At 68.4% G+C, this 16,767-nt stretch carries 15 protein-coding genes; 6 read left to right on the forward strand and 9 right to left on the reverse strand.

Going from position 1 to position 16,767, the window contains the following annotated elements; genetic code table 11:
- Positions 1-39: 39 nt before the first annotated feature.
- Complete coding sequence (locus BLV94_RS34380; RefSeq protein WP_072946395.1) at positions 40-906, forward strand: TauD/TfdA dioxygenase family protein; 867 nt, start codon at positions 40-42, stop codon at positions 904-906.
- A 56-nt stretch (positions 907-962) separates the two neighbouring features.
- Complete coding sequence (locus BLV94_RS34385; RefSeq protein WP_072946394.1) at positions 963-2,498, forward strand: phospholipase C; 1,536 nt, start codon at positions 963-965, stop codon at positions 2,496-2,498.
- Between the two features lie 10 nt (positions 2,499-2,508).
- Here the strand turns inward: BLV94_RS34385 and BLV94_RS34390 are convergent, their stop codons facing one another.
- Positions 2,509-3,486, reverse strand: coding sequence for a Gfo/Idh/MocA family protein (locus BLV94_RS34390; RefSeq protein WP_072946393.1), 978 nt, complete (start codon positions 3,484-3,486; stop codon positions 2,509-2,511).
- 108 nt (positions 3,487-3,594) lie between these two features.
- On the reverse strand, positions 3,595-5,013 hold the full coding sequence (locus tag BLV94_RS34395) for an amino acid permease (protein ID WP_072946392.1): 1,419 nt from the start codon (positions 5,011-5,013) through the stop codon (positions 3,595-3,597).
- Between the two features lie 257 nt (positions 5,014-5,270).
- On the opposite strand from BLV94_RS34395, the gene shiA reads away from it, so the two are divergent.
- Together shiA and BLV94_RS34405 are read left to right on the forward strand one after the other, a co-directional pair.
- Complete coding sequence (gene shiA, locus BLV94_RS34400) at positions 5,271-6,626, forward strand: shikimate transporter (RefSeq protein WP_072946391.1); 1,356 nt, start codon at positions 5,271-5,273, stop codon at positions 6,624-6,626.
- 25 nt (positions 6,627-6,651) lie between these two features.
- Positions 6,652-7,530, forward strand: coding sequence for a shikimate dehydrogenase (locus BLV94_RS34405; RefSeq protein ID WP_072946390.1), 879 nt, complete (start codon positions 6,652-6,654; stop codon positions 7,528-7,530).
- A gap of 4 nt (positions 7,531-7,534) precedes the next feature.
- Here the strand turns inward: BLV94_RS34405 and BLV94_RS34410 are convergent, their stop codons facing one another.
- Positions 7,535-8,314, reverse strand: a complete 780-nt coding sequence (locus BLV94_RS34410; protein ID WP_072946423.1) for an IclR family transcriptional regulator domain-containing protein — start codon at positions 8,312-8,314, stop codon at positions 7,535-7,537.
- 42 nt (positions 8,315-8,356) lie between these two features.
- Positions 8,357-9,757, reverse strand: a complete 1,401-nt coding sequence (locus BLV94_RS34415; RefSeq protein WP_072946389.1) for a DUF2252 domain-containing protein — start codon at positions 9,755-9,757, stop codon at positions 8,357-8,359.
- 97 nt (positions 9,758-9,854) lie between these two features.
- On the opposite strand from BLV94_RS34415, the gene BLV94_RS34420 reads away from it, so the two are divergent.
- Positions 9,855-10,931, forward strand: coding sequence for a PQQ-dependent sugar dehydrogenase (locus tag BLV94_RS34420; protein WP_072946388.1), 1,077 nt, complete (start codon positions 9,855-9,857; stop codon positions 10,929-10,931).
- A gap of 32 nt (positions 10,932-10,963) precedes the next feature.
- Here BLV94_RS34420 and BLV94_RS34425 read toward each other — a convergent pair whose 3' ends face one another.
- Together BLV94_RS34425 and BLV94_RS34430 are read right to left on the reverse strand one after the other, a co-directional pair.
- A complete protein-coding gene (locus BLV94_RS34425) occupies positions 10,964-11,629 on the reverse strand; it encodes a TetR/AcrR family transcriptional regulator (RefSeq protein WP_072946387.1) in 666 nt (221 codons plus the stop codon).
- Positions 11,630-11,784: 155 nt separating this feature from the next.
- Positions 11,785-12,111, reverse strand: a complete 327-nt coding sequence (locus BLV94_RS34430) for a hypothetical protein (protein WP_072946386.1) — start codon at positions 12,109-12,111, stop codon at positions 11,785-11,787.
- Positions 12,112-12,231: 120 nt separating this feature from the next.
- Between BLV94_RS34430 and BLV94_RS34435 the strand changes: the two genes are divergently transcribed.
- Positions 12,232-13,083, forward strand: coding sequence for a spermidine synthase (locus BLV94_RS34435; RefSeq protein WP_072946385.1), 852 nt, complete (start codon positions 12,232-12,234; stop codon positions 13,081-13,083).
- On the opposite strand, the gene BLV94_RS34440 is transcribed toward BLV94_RS34435, so the two are convergent.
- The 3 genes from BLV94_RS34440 to BLV94_RS34450 are packed head-to-tail and all read right to left on the reverse strand — an operon-like array spanning position 13,080 to position 16,746.
- Complete coding sequence (locus BLV94_RS34440; RefSeq protein ID WP_072946384.1) at positions 13,080-14,471, reverse strand: GntP family permease; 1,392 nt, start codon at positions 14,469-14,471, stop codon at positions 13,080-13,082. The two genes, BLV94_RS34435 and BLV94_RS34440, sit on opposite strands and share 4 nt — an antisense overlap.
- A 29-nt stretch (positions 14,472-14,500) precedes the next feature.
- A complete protein-coding gene (locus BLV94_RS34445) occupies positions 14,501-15,130 on the reverse strand; it encodes a bifunctional 4-hydroxy-2-oxoglutarate aldolase/2-dehydro-3-deoxy-phosphogluconate aldolase (protein ID WP_072946383.1) in 630 nt (209 codons plus the stop codon).
- Positions 15,127-16,746 carry an N-acyl-D-amino-acid deacylase family protein gene (locus BLV94_RS34450; protein ID WP_072946382.1) on the reverse strand — a complete coding sequence of 540 codons (1,620 nt, stop codon included), beginning with the start codon at positions 16,744-16,746 and terminating at the stop codon, positions 15,127-15,129. The genes BLV94_RS34445 and BLV94_RS34450 overlap by 4 nt, the downstream gene beginning before the upstream one ends.
- Positions 16,747-16,767: the final 21 nt, after the last annotated feature.

Genomic DNA, 16,767 nt, shown 5'->3' on the forward strand with positions numbered 1-16,767 from the left:
CCCGTACCCAGGCACGATCCACCTTCGCGGAAAGACATCATGAGCACTGCATTCGAAACCAGGACAGCGTCGCTGACGCTCGACAAGTTCGGCCCCTCGTTCGGGGCCGAGATCATCGGACTGGACGTCGCGTCCGCCACCGACGCCGAGGTGGCCGCGATCCGTTCGGCGCTGACCGAGCACAAGGTGCTGGTCCTGCGGGGCCAGTCGCTCGACGACTCGGGCCACATCGAGTTCGGTCGCCGGCTCGGTCGGCTTACCGCGGGCCACCCCGTCCACGACAGCGGCAACGTGGCCCGGGAGGTGTACGCGCTCGACAGCCAGGACAACGGTTTCGCCGACGTGTGGCACACCGACGTCACGTTCATGAAGCGGCCGCCGCTCGGGTCGATCCTCCGTCCCGTCGTCCTCCCACCGCACGGCGGCGACACCAACTGGGCCGACAGCCAACTGGCGTACGAGTCGCTGTCGCTGCCGATCCGGCAGATGATCGACCAGCTGACCGCGGTCCACGACGGCAACCGCGAATTCGGGTACTACCTCGCGCAGAAGCGCGGCGGCAAGGGAAACGTCTGGGACGGTGAGGAAGTCACCGCACTCGTGCCCGTCGAGCATCCCGTCGTGCGGGTTCACCCGGAAACGGGCCGCAAGGGCATCTTCGTGAACCCGGGCTTCACGTCCCACATCGCCGGAGTCTCCGAGGCGGAGAGCCGGGGGATCCTCGACTTCCTGTACGCCCACCTCACCAAACCGGAGCACGTCGTGCGGCACCGCTGGCGCCTCGGCGACCTCGTGCTGTGGGACAACCGCAGTACCGCGCACTACGCGAACCGCGACTACGGAACCCAGCACCGCGTCATGCACCGCATCACGCTGGAAGGCGATGTGCCGGTGGGCCCGCAGTAGGGCAACGTGCGCATTCACCGGGCGGGCGGCGTCCGCAGCGACTAGCGTCACGATCCGTGACCCCGGCATCGGACATCTCACGACGCAAGTTCCTCGCCTCCGCCGCAGCGGCAGGCGGCGCCGCATTCCTCAGTTCGTGGGCGGGCCCGGTGATCGACCGGGCGTACGCGCAGGATCCGGGTGGCAGCGGGTCGCTGAACGACATCGAGCACTTCGTCTACCTCATGCAGGAGAACCGCTCGTTCGACCACTATTACGGCACGCTGTCGGGGGTGCGCGGCTTCGACGACCCGTCGCCGGCGTGGCAGCAGTACGGCTGGACGCCGGGCGTCGGGCCGACGCCGACCGGGTTTCTCAACCCGTTCCGGCTCGACACCACGCAGGGCACGCACCTCGACGGCGAATGCATCAACGACCCCACCCATTCGTGGGGTCCGCAGCACGACGCGTGGAACGGCGGCGCGATGGACCGGTGGATGCCGGTGCACATCGCGCACGAGGGGCCGCTCAACGGTCCCGCCACGATGGGCTACTACACGCGGGCCGACATCCCCGTGCACTACGACCTCGCCGACGCCTTCACGATCTGCGACCACTACTTCTGCTCCGTGCTCGGGCCGACGGACCCGAACCGGCTCTACTGGATGACGGGAACGATCGACCCGGACGGGCTGGCGGGCGGTCCGCTCGTCGAGACGCCGACCGTGATCCCGAGGTTCGCCTACTCCTGGCGCACCTATCCGGAGAACCTGCAGGAGGCCGGCGTCAGCTGGAAGGTGTACGCGAACAAGGACCTCGGGCCGGTGTCGAGTGTCGCGCTCGACGGGATGCTCGGCTGCTTCACGCAATATAGCGACCCGAATTCGGAACTCGCTCGCCGCGGCCTCGATCCGACGTACCCGAACGACTTCCGGGCCGACGTCGCGAACGGCACCCTGCCCGCGGTGTCCTGGATCGTCCCCAACATCTTCACGTGCGAGCACCCGGCGCTGCCCCCGGCCGCGGGCGCGGTCGGGATCGTCGAGGTGCTCGACATCCTCACGTCCAACCCGGCGATCTGGGAGAAGACGGCGCTGATCATCAGTTACGACGAGAACGGCGGCTTCTTCGACCACGTCACCCCGCCCACACCGCCGCCGGGCACCCCGGGCGAATACCTGACGGTCCCGTTGAACACGGTGTCGGAGAGCGAGAACAATCCGGGTCCGATCGGCCTCGGTTTCCGGGTACCGTCGCTGATCATCTCGCCGTACAGCCGCGGCGGCCTCGTCGCGTCCGACACGTTCGACCACACGTCGCAGCTGCGGCTGCTGGAGAAGCGGTTCGGCGTGCCCGTCCCCAACCTCACCGACTGGCGCCGCGGCGCCGTCGGCGACATGACGTCCGCGTTCGACTTCTCGTCGGCACCGAACGCCGGTGTTCCCGCGATGACCGACCCCGGGCCACGCCTGCAGGCGGCGATCGCGCAGTGCGGGCCGAACGTGGCCGCGGGGACGCTCAACGCCGGTGCGCCCTACCCGGTTCCGCCGAATTCGATGCCCGTGCAGGAACCGTCGCCGCTGCGGCGTCGGCCCAGCGGGCTCATCATGTAGCGACCTGCGCTCAGAGTCGGACCGTCCGGCCCTCGTCGATCGACTGCAGGATCGCCAGCGCGGCGGTCACCGAACGCAGTCCGTCGTGTCCCGTCGCCACGGGTTCACCGTCCCCGCGGACGGCGTCGACGAACGCCCGGATCCCCGGTGCGTAGAGGTTGTCGACGGCCTCGAGCGGGACGGCCGTGTCCTGCCCGTTCGTGATCATGCGCAGCGTCCCGGTGGGATCGGGGCGCATGCAGTCGGTGGCGACGAGAGTGCCCGACTTCCCGTGGATCTCGAATCCCGTGACGCCACCGGGGACCGTGTACGCGTCGTGGAGGGAGAACAGGGTGTTCGTGCCGAGGACGCCGCTCGTCATCGCGGCATCCGCCGGACCGTCACTGAGCCCCTGGCACACCCCCACCGCCGTCACCGTGGTCGGTTCCATCCCGGTCACGAAGCGGAGCGTGTCGATGTCGTGCACCGCGAGGTCGAGGACGACGCCGCCGCCCACGCCGTCGAGGCGCCACCCACGCAGGGCCTGGCGCAGCAGGATCGTGTTGCTCACGCGCACGGAGAGGATGTCGCCGATCGCGCCCTCCGCCAGCATCTTCCGCGCCGCTCGATGAACGGGGTGGGTGCGGAGGTGATGGTTCGTCGCGAACACGACCCCCGCGGCCGCGGCCGCGTCGACCATCTTCTGTGCCTGAGTGACGTCGAACGAGAGCGGCTTCTCGCACAGCACGTGCAGACCCGCGTCGATCGCGGCCATGGCGTGGTCGAAGTGCTTGTCGTTCGTGGAGGAGATGTAGGCGGCCTGGACGTCCCCGCCCACCGCCTCGCGCAGGTCGTCGGTGGCGGACTCGATGTCGTGGGTCCGCCGGTAGTCCTCTGCGCGCGCCGCGTCACCGCTGAGCACGACTGCCGCGGTCTCCCCGCACTCGCGCAGCGCGGGGAGCACGCGGGTGGCAGCGATGTTGCTCGCGCCGAGAATCGCCCACCTCATGAGCTTCGGTCCTTCCTGGGGCCGGTGGGTCCGGCCTTCCCTCGGCGGACTGTACGCCGAGTTCAGTGAGCGCACTACTGTTCGTTATACGAACATGCGGGACCGGGCTCAGGGGCGGAGGGCGTCGACCGTTTCTTCGCCGGAGGTCGTGGGATCCGGAGCCGCGTCGCCGGCCTGACGGGTCCGCTGACGGTAGATCCCGATTCCGACCACCACGACGGCGAGGCCCATCGAGACGTACATCTGGCTCCTGGTCTCCGGCAGCACGAGCATGCCGATGCAGAGCGCGATGATGGCGGCGATGGTGCACCACGTCAGATACGGGAACAGCCACATCTTCAGCGTGAGGTCCTTGCCCTCGGCCTCGAGCCGGCGCCGCATGCGCAGCTGCGACACCGAGATCGCCAGCCACACGAACAGGGCGATCGCGCCCGAGGAGTTGACGAGGAACAGGAACACGGTGTCCGGGTACAGGAAGTTGAGGCCCACTGTCAGGAACCCCACGACCGTCGAGACGAGCACGGCCTGGCGCGGAACGCCGGACGAGCCGATCTCCGACAACGAGGCCGGGGCGTCGCCGCGGCGGGAGAGCGAGAAGATCATGCGGCTCGCCGTGTACAGGCCGGAGTTCAGGCAGGACAGCACGGACGTGAGCACGACGACGTCCATGATGTTGCCTGCCGCCGGGATGCCGAACGAATCCATGACCGCGACGTATGGGCTCAGCGCGACGGAGGCGTCGTCCCAGGGGAGCAGCGTCACGACGATGGCGATGGACCCGATGTAGAAGATGAGGATGCGCCACACGACGGACCGCACGGCGTTGCGCACCGCCGCGACGGGGTTCGCGGATTCACCGGCCGCGATGGTGGCGATCTCGGCGCCGAAGAAGGAGAACACGACCACGAGTACCGCCGCGAAGACGGCACCTGCCCCGTTGGGGAAGAACCCGCCGTGACCGGTGAGGTTGGTGAGTCCGGGTGCTTCGACACCGGGCAGGAATCCGCAGATCGCGAGGATGCCGAGTCCCAGGAAGATGACGATCGCCGCGACCTTGATCGACGCGAACCAGAATTCGAACTCGCCGAACGACTTCACGGACGCGATGTTCGTCAGCGTGAGCAGCACCATCAGGATCAGTGCCCAACTCCACTGCGGGACGTCGGGGATCCACCGGTTCATGATGACGGCGCCCGCTGTCGCCTCGATGCCGAGGACGATGATCCAGAACCACGCGTAGAGCCAGCCGATGCTGAATCCCGCCCATCGGCCGATCGCCTGGTCCGCGTACGCGGAGAACGAACCGGTCTCGGGGTTGGCGGTCGACATCTCGCCGAGCATGCGCATCACGAGGATGACGACGATGCCTGCGAGTGCGTAGGCGACCAGAACGCCGGGGCCCGTCTCGCGGATCGCGACCCCGGAGCCCACGAAGAGGCCTGCTCCGATCACCCCCGCGATAGCGATCATCGAGAGGTGCCGCTTCTTCAGTGTGTGCTGAAGTTGCGGATCGGTGGTTCCTGACATGGAGAAATCCCTTCGGCGCTACTCCGGATGTGATGTGGGTCGCTGATTCGAGAAAGTGTGGACGAGTCGCGACGGCCGCGGAACCGCCGATTCGGTGAATTTGGAGCGGCCGGGATAGACGAATCGGCAGTACCACGCATCTATGCGGCCTTGACAAGGCGGAAACGCTATGGCTACCGTCACATTATTCAACCAGCGGACACGCGTTCGGTATACGAACACACTGGGTCCGGCATCAACGTAGACGGGACTTCGGAATGAGCGATCACGCCTTCACCCCGGCGGCCGAGAAGCAGGCGCGAAGAGCAGCGCTGAGCAGCTTCGTCGGCGCGGTCATCGACTGGTACGACTTCCTGCTCTACGGGCTGGTCGCGGCACTGGTGTTCAACTCGGAGTTCTTCCCGAACGTCAGCCCGGCGATCGGAACCCTCGCCGCGTTCGCGACGTTCGGCGTCGGATTCCTGTTCCGCCCGCTCGGCGGCGTGGTGTTCGGCCACTACGGCGACCGCATCGGACGCAAGCGGATGCTGATCCTCACCGTGCTGATCATGGGCACGAGTACCGCGCTGATCGGACTGCTGCCGTCCTTCGCGTCGATCGGCTGGTGGGCGCCGGTGCTGCTCGTCACGCTGCGCGCCATCCAGGGCTTCGCCGTCGGCGGCGAGTGGGGTGGGGCCGCGCTGATGGCCGTCGAGAGCGCGCCGCCGAAGAAGAAGGCGTTCTACAGCAGCGGAGTGCAGGTCGGGTACTCGGTCGGACTCATCCTCGCCACCGGATTCGTCATGCTCATGAGCAACCTGACCACCGAGGACGCGTTCAGCCAGTGGGGTTGGCGTGTTCCGTTCGTCGCCAGCGTCGTCCTGGTCGGAATCGGTCTGTGGATCCGCGCTGGAGTGCAGGAGAGCCCCGAATTCGTCGAGAAGGTCGAGAAGGTCGAAGAGGAGAGCCCGGAGGAGAAGAAGCGGATCCCGCTCGTGGAGGCACTGCGTAACCACCCGAAGGCGTTCCTCCAGATCATCGGCCTGCGTTTCGCCGAACTGTTCTCCATGTACATCGTCACCACGTTCGCGCTCAGCTACTCCACGCAGGAACTGGGGATGGAGCGCAACTTCATGCTCAACGTCGGTCTGCTCGTCGGCGCCGTGGGTATCGGCACCATCCCGCTGTTCGCCTGGCTGTCCGACAAGCACGGCCGGCGCCGCGTCTACATCCTCGGCGCACTGATCGGCGCGGTGTGCGCGTTCCCGTTCTTCATCTTCCTCGAGCACGGGTCGATGATCGGCACCGTCATCCTGGCCGTGCTGCTGGTCAACATCTCCCACGACATGGTCGTCAGCGTGCAGCAGCCGCTGTTCACCGAGATGTTCGGAGCGGAGTACCGGTACAGCGGTGCGGGCGTCGGGTACCAGGTGGCCAGCGCGATCGGCGGCGGCTTCACCCCGTTCATCGCGGCGGCCCTGGTCACCGCGAGCGGCGGGTCCTGGCACCTGGTGGCCGTGTACCTGGCAGGCGGCTGCGTCGCCAGCGCCCTGATCGCGTGGCGACTGCAACCCGATTCGGCTGCTGACGTGGCGGACGCCGCCACGGCCGCGAAGCTCGAGAACGCGCACTGAGCCGGTAGACGAGGAGACGACGGTCATGGCTGCACAGTCGGTGCTCTGCGGACTCATCGGAGACGGGATCGACGGTTCGTTCTCGCCCGCACTGCACGAGGCCGAGGGGCACGCGCAGGGGATGAACTACGTGTACCGGCTCCTCGACCTCGAGCGTCTGCACGGGGCGGCGGCCACCGTCGAGGGCATCATCGACCTGGCACGGCAGTGGGGGTTCGACGGGCTCAACGTCACCCACCCGTACAAGCAGCAGGTGATGGCGTACCTCGACGAATTGTCGCCGGACGCCGCGCGACTCGAGGCCGTCAACACGGTGGTGTTCACCGCGGGCAGGGCCGTCGGGCACAACACGGACTGGACCGGGTTCGGCAGCAGCCTGGGCCGCGAACTGCCGGGTGCGAGCCTCGACCGGGTTGTGCAGATCGGGGCGGGCGGCGCCGGGGTCGCCGTCGCCTACTCGGCGCTGTCCCGGGGCGCCGGGCACCTCACCGTGACGGATGTCGATCCCGATCGTGCCGAGCACTGCCGGGACACGATGCGAAAGTTGTTTCCCGGCAGCGTCGTCGACGCGGTTCCGGCGTCGGAGATCGCCGGGCCGCTCGCGGAGGCGTCCGGTCTGATCAACGCCACACCAATCGGCATGGTCGGATTCCCCGGCACCCCCGTGCCCGTGGAACTGCTGCGCCCCGACCTCTGGGTCGCCGACGTGATCTACCGGCCGATCGAGACGCCGTTGATCCGGGCGGCCCGCGCGCTCGGTGCGCCCACCCTCGGCGGCGCCGGTATGAACGTCTTTCAGGCCGCCGACGCGTTCCAGCTGTTCACCGGTGTCACACCGGATTTCGAGCGCATGTACGCGCACGTGCTGATGCTCGTCGACCAGCAGTCCCGGCGCGCCGCGTAGGCGGTCAGCCCAGCGACAGGTCGGAACCGATCCGCTCCGCCGTCGCGACGAGTTTCGGCACCACCGTCGCCTCGACGTCGGAGCGCGTGTACTGGGTGCCCTGCAGCGAGGAGTTGAGGGCGGCGACCACGGCGCCCGTCCGATCGCGGATGGGAACGGCCGCGCCGCGGATGCCGACCTCGAGTTCGTTCTCCGACATCGACCAGCCGTCCCTGGCGACCTGCCCGACCGCGGTGCGCAGCTGGTCGACGTCCGAGATCGTCTGCGGGGTGAACGACTGGAACGTGGTGGTCTTCAGGTAGTCGCCGAGAGCGTCGGCCGACAGTCCCGCCAGCAGCACCCGCCCCGTGGACGTCGCGTACGCGGGGAACCGCATGCCCACCGTGATGGAGATGCGGATGATCCGGGGTGAGCGGACCCGCGCCACGTACACCACGTCGGGGCCGTCGAGGATGGTGACGGAGATGGTCTCGCCCAGTTCCTTCGCGAGAGCCTCGATGTGCGGATCGGCGACCTGCGGCAGTCGCAGCGCGGCAAGATACGAGAAACCGAACCGCAGCACCCGGGGCGTGAGCGAGAAGTTACGGCCGTCGAGACGCAGGAAACCCTTGTCCACCAAGGTGAGCAGAATGCGGCGCGCCGTGGAGCGGGTGATCCCGACGCTCTGCGCCACCTCGCTCAGCGTGCGCTCCCGGTGCTGCTCGTCGAAACATTCGAGGACGCTCAGTCCGCGGTCCAGTGACTCGAGGAAGTACCGTTCACCCGATGCCGGCTGCTCGGCCACCTCAGCAGCCACCTGTTTCGCACACGCCGTCATGGTACCGGTCTACAGACCGGTCTCCGCGGGAAGCCGCCCCGACTTCACCGCCGCCCGCAGCGCGTCGTAATCCTTCTCGGACTGGTCCGCATACAGTCGGGCCCAGGCGGTGATCGCCAGGTCGAACGATTCCCCGTTGCCGAGATATCCCGCGACGAAGGCTGATCCGGGGCTCTGGCTGTGCGCACGGGCGAGCATCGTGCCGCACAGTGCTGCATATTTCATGGACTGCGCCGGTTCCAGGGTCTGCAGGTCGACGGACCCCTTCATGTCGCGGAACTGCCGCAGGTAGAAGTCGCGCCGAAGTCCGTCGTCGCCCTCGACGCCGCGCACCCACCCCAGAAACGGGTCCGACTGCGCCTGGAGGATGCGCTGCGCGCCGACGACCCGGGAACCCTGACCGTTCTTCGCGACCGCACGAATGATCGAGTCCGGTGCGGTCGCGACCTTCCCGTGCGTCTCCAGAACCGACCGCGGTGCTTCCTTGGCCTGCAGGAAGAGCGGCTCGCCGGCCGGCCCCTGCAGCAGCAGCAACCAGCAGCGGGTCCCGACGCTGCCCACGCCCACGATGCGCATCGCATAATCGACCACTTCGTACTGCGTCAGCAACAGTCGAATGTCCGCGCGCAGGGTGTCGAGGTACAGAAGGTACAACTCGGTGATGCGGCCCAGGTCGTACTTCGTCGAATGTCGGATGACGGGGAACTGGTCGACGATGTGGGGCTTGCCGTCCTCCTCCATGGTGGTCAGCTTCCGGAGGACCTGTTCGGACGTCCGTTTGCGTGCCTTCTCGGCGATCGCGCGGATCCGCTGCTTCTGCGCGCGCGGGTCGTGCTCGAGGACGTCGGTCTCCTCCTGGAAGTAGTACCGCTCCGTGGCGGTCAGCTGAAACAGTGCACTCAAAGTGTTGCGGTACGCGCGGACGGCTGCGCCCGTGGCGTCGGCGCACTGCGCCTCGGTGTACGAGTTGGCGCGTCCGTGGATCCACACGCTCGCGGCGAGGCGGCGCACATCCCACTCCCACGGCGCCGGGTAGGACTCGTCGAAGTCGTTGAGGTCGAACAGCATCCGGCGTTCCGGTGAGGCGAACAGCCCGAAGTTGGCAAGGTGCGCGTCGCCCGAGGCGATGACCTGGCAACCGGTGACCGGTGAGTCGGCGAGATCGTGTGCCATCATCGCGGCCGACCCGCGGTACAGCGCGAACGGTGATTCGAGCATCCGTCCGACCCGGATCGGCACGAGGGTCTGCAGCCGGGTGGTGTTCTGCTCTTCGATCACCGCCACCGGGTCGCGCTCGGGAAGGGCGAATGCACCCTGCGCTTTGCGGGAGAGTGTTTCGCGTGCGGCCTTACCGGCCGAACGTCGGGCATCGATCACCGTGGTCCTACCGGCTCGGGAAGACGTGGCCATGGTTCGAGTCTAGGCACCGGACGCGCTCGGGAGGACGCTTTGCGCTGCGCGGTGGGGGAGTATGGACAGGGTGCGGTCGCGCGACGGGAGGACATCCATGGGACAGCGACTTTTCGCGGCCACCGCGGCGCTGCTGGTTGTCGCGTGCGCGGCCTGCCAGTCCGAGGGGAGTTCGGCGCAGGTGTCGCCGACCAGCGCGGCCGCCGCGCCGTCCGCCGCCGCGCCGGCCGTCGTGGCGTCCGACCTCGACGTGCCGTGGGGGATAGCGTTTCTGCCGGACGGGACGGCGCTGATCGCGGAACGGGACAGCGGCGCCATCCGGCACCTGCAGGCGGACGGGAGCGCCACCGTGATCGGCGAGGTGCCCGGTGTGTCGGCGCAGGGCGAATCGGGACTGCTGGGCCTGGCCGTCTCGCCGAACTACGCGACGGATCGGACGATCTACGCGTACCTGACCACCGGTGACGACAACCGGGTGGTTTCCCTGCCCTTCGACGGCAACAGCCTCGGCGAGCCGGCCCCGATCCTCACCGGCATCCCCGCCGGATCGATCCACGACGGCGGCCGGATCGCGTTCGGCCCGGACGGCAAGCTGTACGTCGCCACCGGTGAAGCCGGCGACCGGCCGCGCGCCCAGGACCCGTCCTCGCTCGGCGGGAAGATCCTGCGCATCGACCCCGACGGATCGATCCCGGCCGACAATCCGACTCCCGGATCGCCCGTGTGGTCGCTCGGGCACCGCAACGTGCAGGGCCTGGCGTGGGACGACGCAGGCAGGCTGTGGGCCACCGAGTTCGGCGCGAACACCTGGGACGAGCTGAACCTGATCGAACCCGGCGGCAATTACGGATGGCCGGAGGTCGAGGGACGGGCCGGCGAGGCGGGCTTCGTCGACCCGGTGATCCAGTGGTCCACCGGCGAGGCGTCCCCGTCCGGTCTCGCGTTCCACGACGGCGCGCTGTGGGTCGCGGCGCTGCGCGGCGAACGGCTGTGGCGGATCCCCGTGGGCGCAGACGGTGCGGTCGGTGAACCGCAGTCGCTGTTCGAGGGCGAATACGGGCGGCTGCGGACCGTCGTCGCGACACCGGACGGCACCGTCTGGTTCAGCACCAGCAACCGCGACGGCCGCGGCGATCCGGGAGCGTCCGACGATCAAATACTGGAGATCCCGTGAGTACTTGTCAACCGCAGGACGTTGACAAGTACTCACAGGCGGCGGAGCGCAAGACCGTCCAGCACGAGGGCGAGTTTGTCCTCCATCCAGCCGCGGTCCTGCCACGTCGATTCGTCGCCGAGGGCCTGCGCCAGCACCGGCGAGCCGCCCCAGCTGTCCTGATACGCCTCCCGGGCGGTCCGCGAATCGGTTGGGCTGACGGTGTCGTCCAGACCGCCCATCATCGAGAACTGCGTCATGGTCAGTTCGGCGACGAAATCGACGACCAGCAACGCGTCCCGTGTGGAGAATCCCTGCCGGTGCAGCGACAGCACGAGTGTTTCGATGCAGTCCACCACCCCGGACGGTGTGCCGGGGACGGTCAACTCCACCTGCGCCAGCCCCGGGTACCGTTCGAAGCTCGCCCACAACCGGTCCGCGAACGCGAGAAGCAGTTCCCGCCAGTCCAACTCGGGGTCGGGCCAGTCCATCGACCGGGCCACGTGATCGACGCACGCCCGCAGCAGCGCCTCGCGGTCGGGAAAGTAGCGGTAGATCGTGGAGTGGCTGACCCCCAGCCGGCGCGCCACCGCGGGCATCGTCAGGGTGCTGAGGTTGTCGGCGAGGGCCGCCTGCACGATGTCGTCCTCGGACAGCGATCGGGGACGCCCGGTGCGTTTTCCCACCCGGGCACCGCCGACCGAGTCCGAGGTGCTCACACCTCTAGCCTGCCATCAACCTCCACCCAGCCGCCTTGCCCGCCGCGACGAACGGGACGCTCGTTGCGTTCGATCGAACGAGCGTCCCGTTCGTCCGGGAGGGGAGGGGGAGGGGTGAGGTGAGGCAGGGGAAGGCCGGCGCGAGATCTAGCGGTTCAGGTCCAGGGTTGGACCGGCGGCGTGACCCACATGATCTTCTCGTCGCGGTGTGCCGGGGTGGCGGCGGGATGGTCGGGGTGGCGCTGCGCCCACGCCGTCTTCTGATCGAGCAGTTCGACGACGGTGAGCCAGGTTTCCATGGTGCTCGGCGGGTTCGTCTCGGCCGCCCGGGCGAGTTTGCGCAGCGTGCTGTCGGTCAGGTCGAGCAGTTCCTGACCGCTGATCCCGCGATCCCACACGTACCGCGCGAGTCCCATCGCCTTCTCTCGTCGCCGCTTCGCTGCGCCCTCGGTGTGCGCGAAGTCGACTTCCTGAGGTTCCATCGTCTTCCCTTCTCGTGCGCGTCTCCACGGTAGGGCACCCGCGTGTCGGACCGGTATCGTGGGAGGACGATTCTCGCAGCAGACGCGAGCGGGCGGCGCGAGCAGTAGGGAAGACGGACGATGGGGAGGCAGCGCGGCGGTCGGGCTGCCAGGACATCCGACGGGGGTCCGGTCCCCGGTGTGTACCCGATCGACACGGGGACGTGCGAACTCGCCGTGGACAACCTCAACCCGCACGGCTGGGTGCTGAAGGTGAACGGCGTCGAGAGTTCCCACATCGACCTGTCGGACCCCACGTATCTGGATTTCGAGTACATGCGGTGGATCGCCGAACTGGTCGCTTCGCACTGGGGAACGGATCGGCGGGTGCGTGCCCTGCACCTCGGGGGCGGCGCCTGCTCGCTCGCCCGACATCTCGCCGCCCGCTATCCGGATGTCCGGCAGGTGGTGGTCGAACTCGACGGCAAGCTCGCCGAACTGGTCCGTGAATGGTTCGACCTGCCGCGGGCCCCACTGCTGCGACTGCGGGTGGGGGAGGCGCGGGCGGTCACCGAGACGTTGACGGAGTCGAGCCGCGACCTGATCGTTCGCGACGTGTTCGCCGGCAACACGACTCCGGCACCGTTGACGACCACGGAGTTCACCGGGCACGTGCGGCGGGTGCTGGCACCCGGAGGGATCTACGTGGTGAACTGCGGCGACACCCGCGACCTCGTCCTCGCGCGCCGGGAGGCGGCGACCATCGGCAGCGTGTTCCCGCACACCACGATCATCGCCGATCCGGCCATGCTCAAGGGACGCCGCTACGGCAACATCGTGATCGCGGGCAGCGACGTGCCGATCGGCGACGATCCCGCACTCGTCCGCACACTGCTGGGCGGCGGTGTACCCGCCCATGTGTGGGACGACGGGCAGGTGCGGACGTTCGCCGGAGCCGCCCGGGTGCTGCGCGACGCGGATTCCGGCACCTAGACGAACACCCAGATCAGCGAGGCCATCGCGAAGCCCACCACCGACAGGATGGTTTCGAGCACCGTCCACGTCTTCAGGGTGTCTTTCACCGACATGTTGAAATACCGTGACACGATCCAGAATCCGCCGTCGTTGACGTGGCTGGCGATGATGGATCCGGCCGACACGGCGATCACGATCAGGGCGATCTGCGCGGACGAGTAGTTCCCGGCCGCGACCGACGGTTCGATGACGCCTGCGGTGGTGACGATGGCGACGGTCGCCGAACCCTGGGCGATGCGGAGTGCGCAGCTGATCAGGTACGCGGACAGGATGACCGGGAGACCGAGCGCGTCCATCGAGTCGGCCAGGGCCTGTCCGACTCCGGTGGCCCGCAGGACCGCGCCGAAGAACGCACCGGCACCGACGACCAGCAGGATCATGCCGACCGGCTTCAGCGCCGCCGCAGACATCGCACCGATCTCCTGCGCCGTGATCCCGCGCCGGGTCCCCAGCAGGTACAGCGCCAGCAGGACGGCGATGGTCAGCGCGATCGTGGGGGTGCCGAGGAAGATGAGGACCGACAGCAGCGTCGAGCCTTCCTCGAGGACCACGTTGCCGACCGTCGCGCCGAGGATCAGCACCATCGGCACCAGGATGATGAACGAGATCAGCCAGAGTGGCGGCGGGTTCTTGTCGGCTTCCTTCTCCTCCGGGATGAACTCGTCGGGGACCTCGATGATCACGCGCTTGCCGATCCAGCTACCCCAGACCACGCCGCTGACGAACCAGGCGGGGATGCCACAGGCGAGGCCCATGATGATGATCCAGCCCATGTCGACGTGCAGCAGACCGGCCGCGGCGACGGGGCCCGGGTGCGGGGGCAGGAACGCGTGGGTCATGGACAGGCCGGCGAGCATCGGCATCGCGTACAGCACCAGCGACTTACCGCCGCGCTTGGCCGCCACGTACACCAGCGGGGCGAGGATGAAGATGCCGATGTCGAAGAAGACGGGGATGCCGAGTACGAGACCGGTGACACCCATCGCCAGCGGTGCGCCCTTGGGCCCGAACAACTTCAGAAGACGCTCCGTCAGCACGTCGGCGCCACCCGAGCGTTCCATCATCGCGCCGAGGACGGTGCCGAGGCCGATGATCGGGGTGATGTGCCCGAGGATCCCGCCGAAGCCCTTCTCCAGAATGGAGTCGGCCGCCGACGTCGGGGTGCCCACCAGTTCGACCACCGACACTCCCGCGATGAGAGCGACGCCGACGCCGACGACGATCAGCGCGATGAACGGCTCGAGCTTGAGTTTGATGATGAGGACCAGCAGCACGGCGATGGATATCGCTGCGAGAGTGAGGAGTCCGGCTGTGTCGTGCTGCAGCCAGTCGACGAACGACGTCATTGCGTCTCCAGGGAGAAGGGGAAGGGTGCTCAGGCCGAGAGCGCGGTGACGAACGCGCGGGCGCGGTCGGTGATGTCGGTCCAGTTGCCTGCCGCGACACTGGACGGTGGGACGACGCTGGTGCCCGCGCACACGGCGAGTGCGCCGGCGTCGAGGAACTCGCGGGCGTTGGAATCGTTGATCCCGCCCGACGGCAGGAGTTCCACGCCGGGATACGGGCCGTGCAGGTCGGAGAGGTAGCGGGGGCCGAGCCGCTTGGCGGGGAAGATCTTGACCGCGGCGGATCCGAGGTCGACGGCCATCGCCACCTCGGTGGGGGTGAACGCGCCGAGGAAGACGGGAATCGACCGTCCCGTAGCGACTTTCGCGACGTCCGGGCGGATACCGGGGGTGACGAGGAACCGGGCGCCGGCGTCGATCGCGGCCGCGGCCTGATCGCCCGTCATCACGGTCCCGACGCCGAGAATGCTGCCCGCCGCTGCGGCGGCGTCGGCGGCGCGGCCGAGGTGGTGGAGCACGTCGGGGGTGGTGAATGTCAACTCGACCGTCCGGATTCCGCCCTCGGCGAGCGCATGGCACAGGTCGGTGGCGTCGGGGATGGTCTCCGCACGCACCACCGTCAGTGCCCGGTCGGCACGCAGGATGTCGATCTCGGTCATCGGACTGCTCCTCCTTGTTCGCGGCGCAACGATCTTCCGGCGGTCGCGCCGGTGAGGCGGCCGTCCTCGAGGGCGAGGCGGCCACGAACGAATACGTGAGAGAAACCGGCCGCAGCCTGACGCGGCCGGGCGTAGGTCGCGGTGTCGCCGACCGTGTCCGGATCGAAGAGCACGAGGTCGGCGGCGTAGCCGCGGCGGACGTATCCGCGGTCGACGAGCCGCAACCGGGTCGCGGCGCGGCCGCTGAGGTGACCGACGCATTCCTCGAGGGACATCAGGCCGAGGTCGCGGCTGTAGTGCCCGAGGTAGCGTGCGAACGTTCCCCACCCGCGGGGGTGCGGTTTCGCGCCGACCAGCAGTCCGTCGCTGCCGCCGGTGTGCCGGGGGTGCTGCATGATCGCGCGCACGTTCTCCTCGTGGCCGACGTGTTGCAGGATGCCGCTGCCGAGTTGGTCGCGGACCAGGATGTCGATGCACACGTCGAAGGGGTCGCGATTCTCGGCGACGGCGATGTCCGCGACGGTCTTCCCGACGTAGGCGTCGAGTTCGGGATTCTGCACGCCGCTGATCTCGAGGGTGTGCCACTCGGCGATCACGCCGTGGCAGCCGTCGGATCCGGTGACCTCGAGATGCTCCCGGATGCGTTCGAGCGCAACCGGATCCCGGAGCCGGTCGAGGGTCTGCTCCATGCTGCCCGCCGACGCCCAGCTCGGCAGGATCGCCGACAGTGTGGTGGCGCCGGGAAGATACGGGTAGGTGTCGAGGCTGATGTCCGCACCGGCGGACTCGGCCGCGTCGAGCAGGGCGAGCAGTTCCGGGGCGCGGCCCTTGTTGGGTCCGAAGTTCAGCGTGGCGTGGGCGAGGTGCAGTGCGCACCCGGCCCGCGACGTCAGATCCACCATTTCGGCGTAGGCCTCCATGGCACCGGCGCCGTACGACCGGTGGTGCGGGGAGAAGTAGCCGCCGTATTCGGCGACGGTCCGGCACAGTGCCAGCAACTCCTCGTTGTCCGCGTACATCCCCGGCGTGTAGGTCAGCCCCGCGGACAACCCGACGGCGCCCTCCACCATGGACTGCGCCACGATCCGCTGCATCTCCTCGATCTCGGGCCGTGTCGCCGGACGATCGTCCCAGCCCACCACCAGCGCCCGGACCACCCCGTGCGGGACGAGATACGCGACGTTGGTGGCGATCCCGCGATCGAGCCTGTCGAGGTACTCGCCCACGCTCCGCCAGGAGAAGTCGAAGCCCTCGGGATCGGTGTTCCATCCGGCGATCTTGCGCCGGACCACGGCGAGCACGTCGTCGGTGACGGGTGCGTAGGACAGTCCGTCCTGGCCGAGTACCTCGGTGGTGACCCCCTGCGTGATCCGCGACGGGTGCTCGGGATTCAGCAGGATCTGCAGGTCAGAGTGGGCGTGCATGTCGATGAAGCCGGGCGCGAGCACCAGGCCGTCGGCGTCGATCACACGATCCGCGGCGGGGAGTGCGGTCGCGGAGTGGTCTGCCTCGGGCCGGATGTCGGCGATCCGGTCGCCGTCGACGAGCACGTCGGCGCGGTACCTCGGCGCCTCCGACCCGTCGACGACGGTGGCGGAACGGATCAGAGTGGTCATGGTGTGAGTCCTCGGCGGGGG

Source organism: Rhodococcus koreensis (assembly GCF_900105905.1).
Classification (GTDB): domain Bacteria; phylum Actinomycetota; class Actinomycetes; order Mycobacteriales; family Mycobacteriaceae; genus Rhodococcus_F; species Rhodococcus_F koreensis.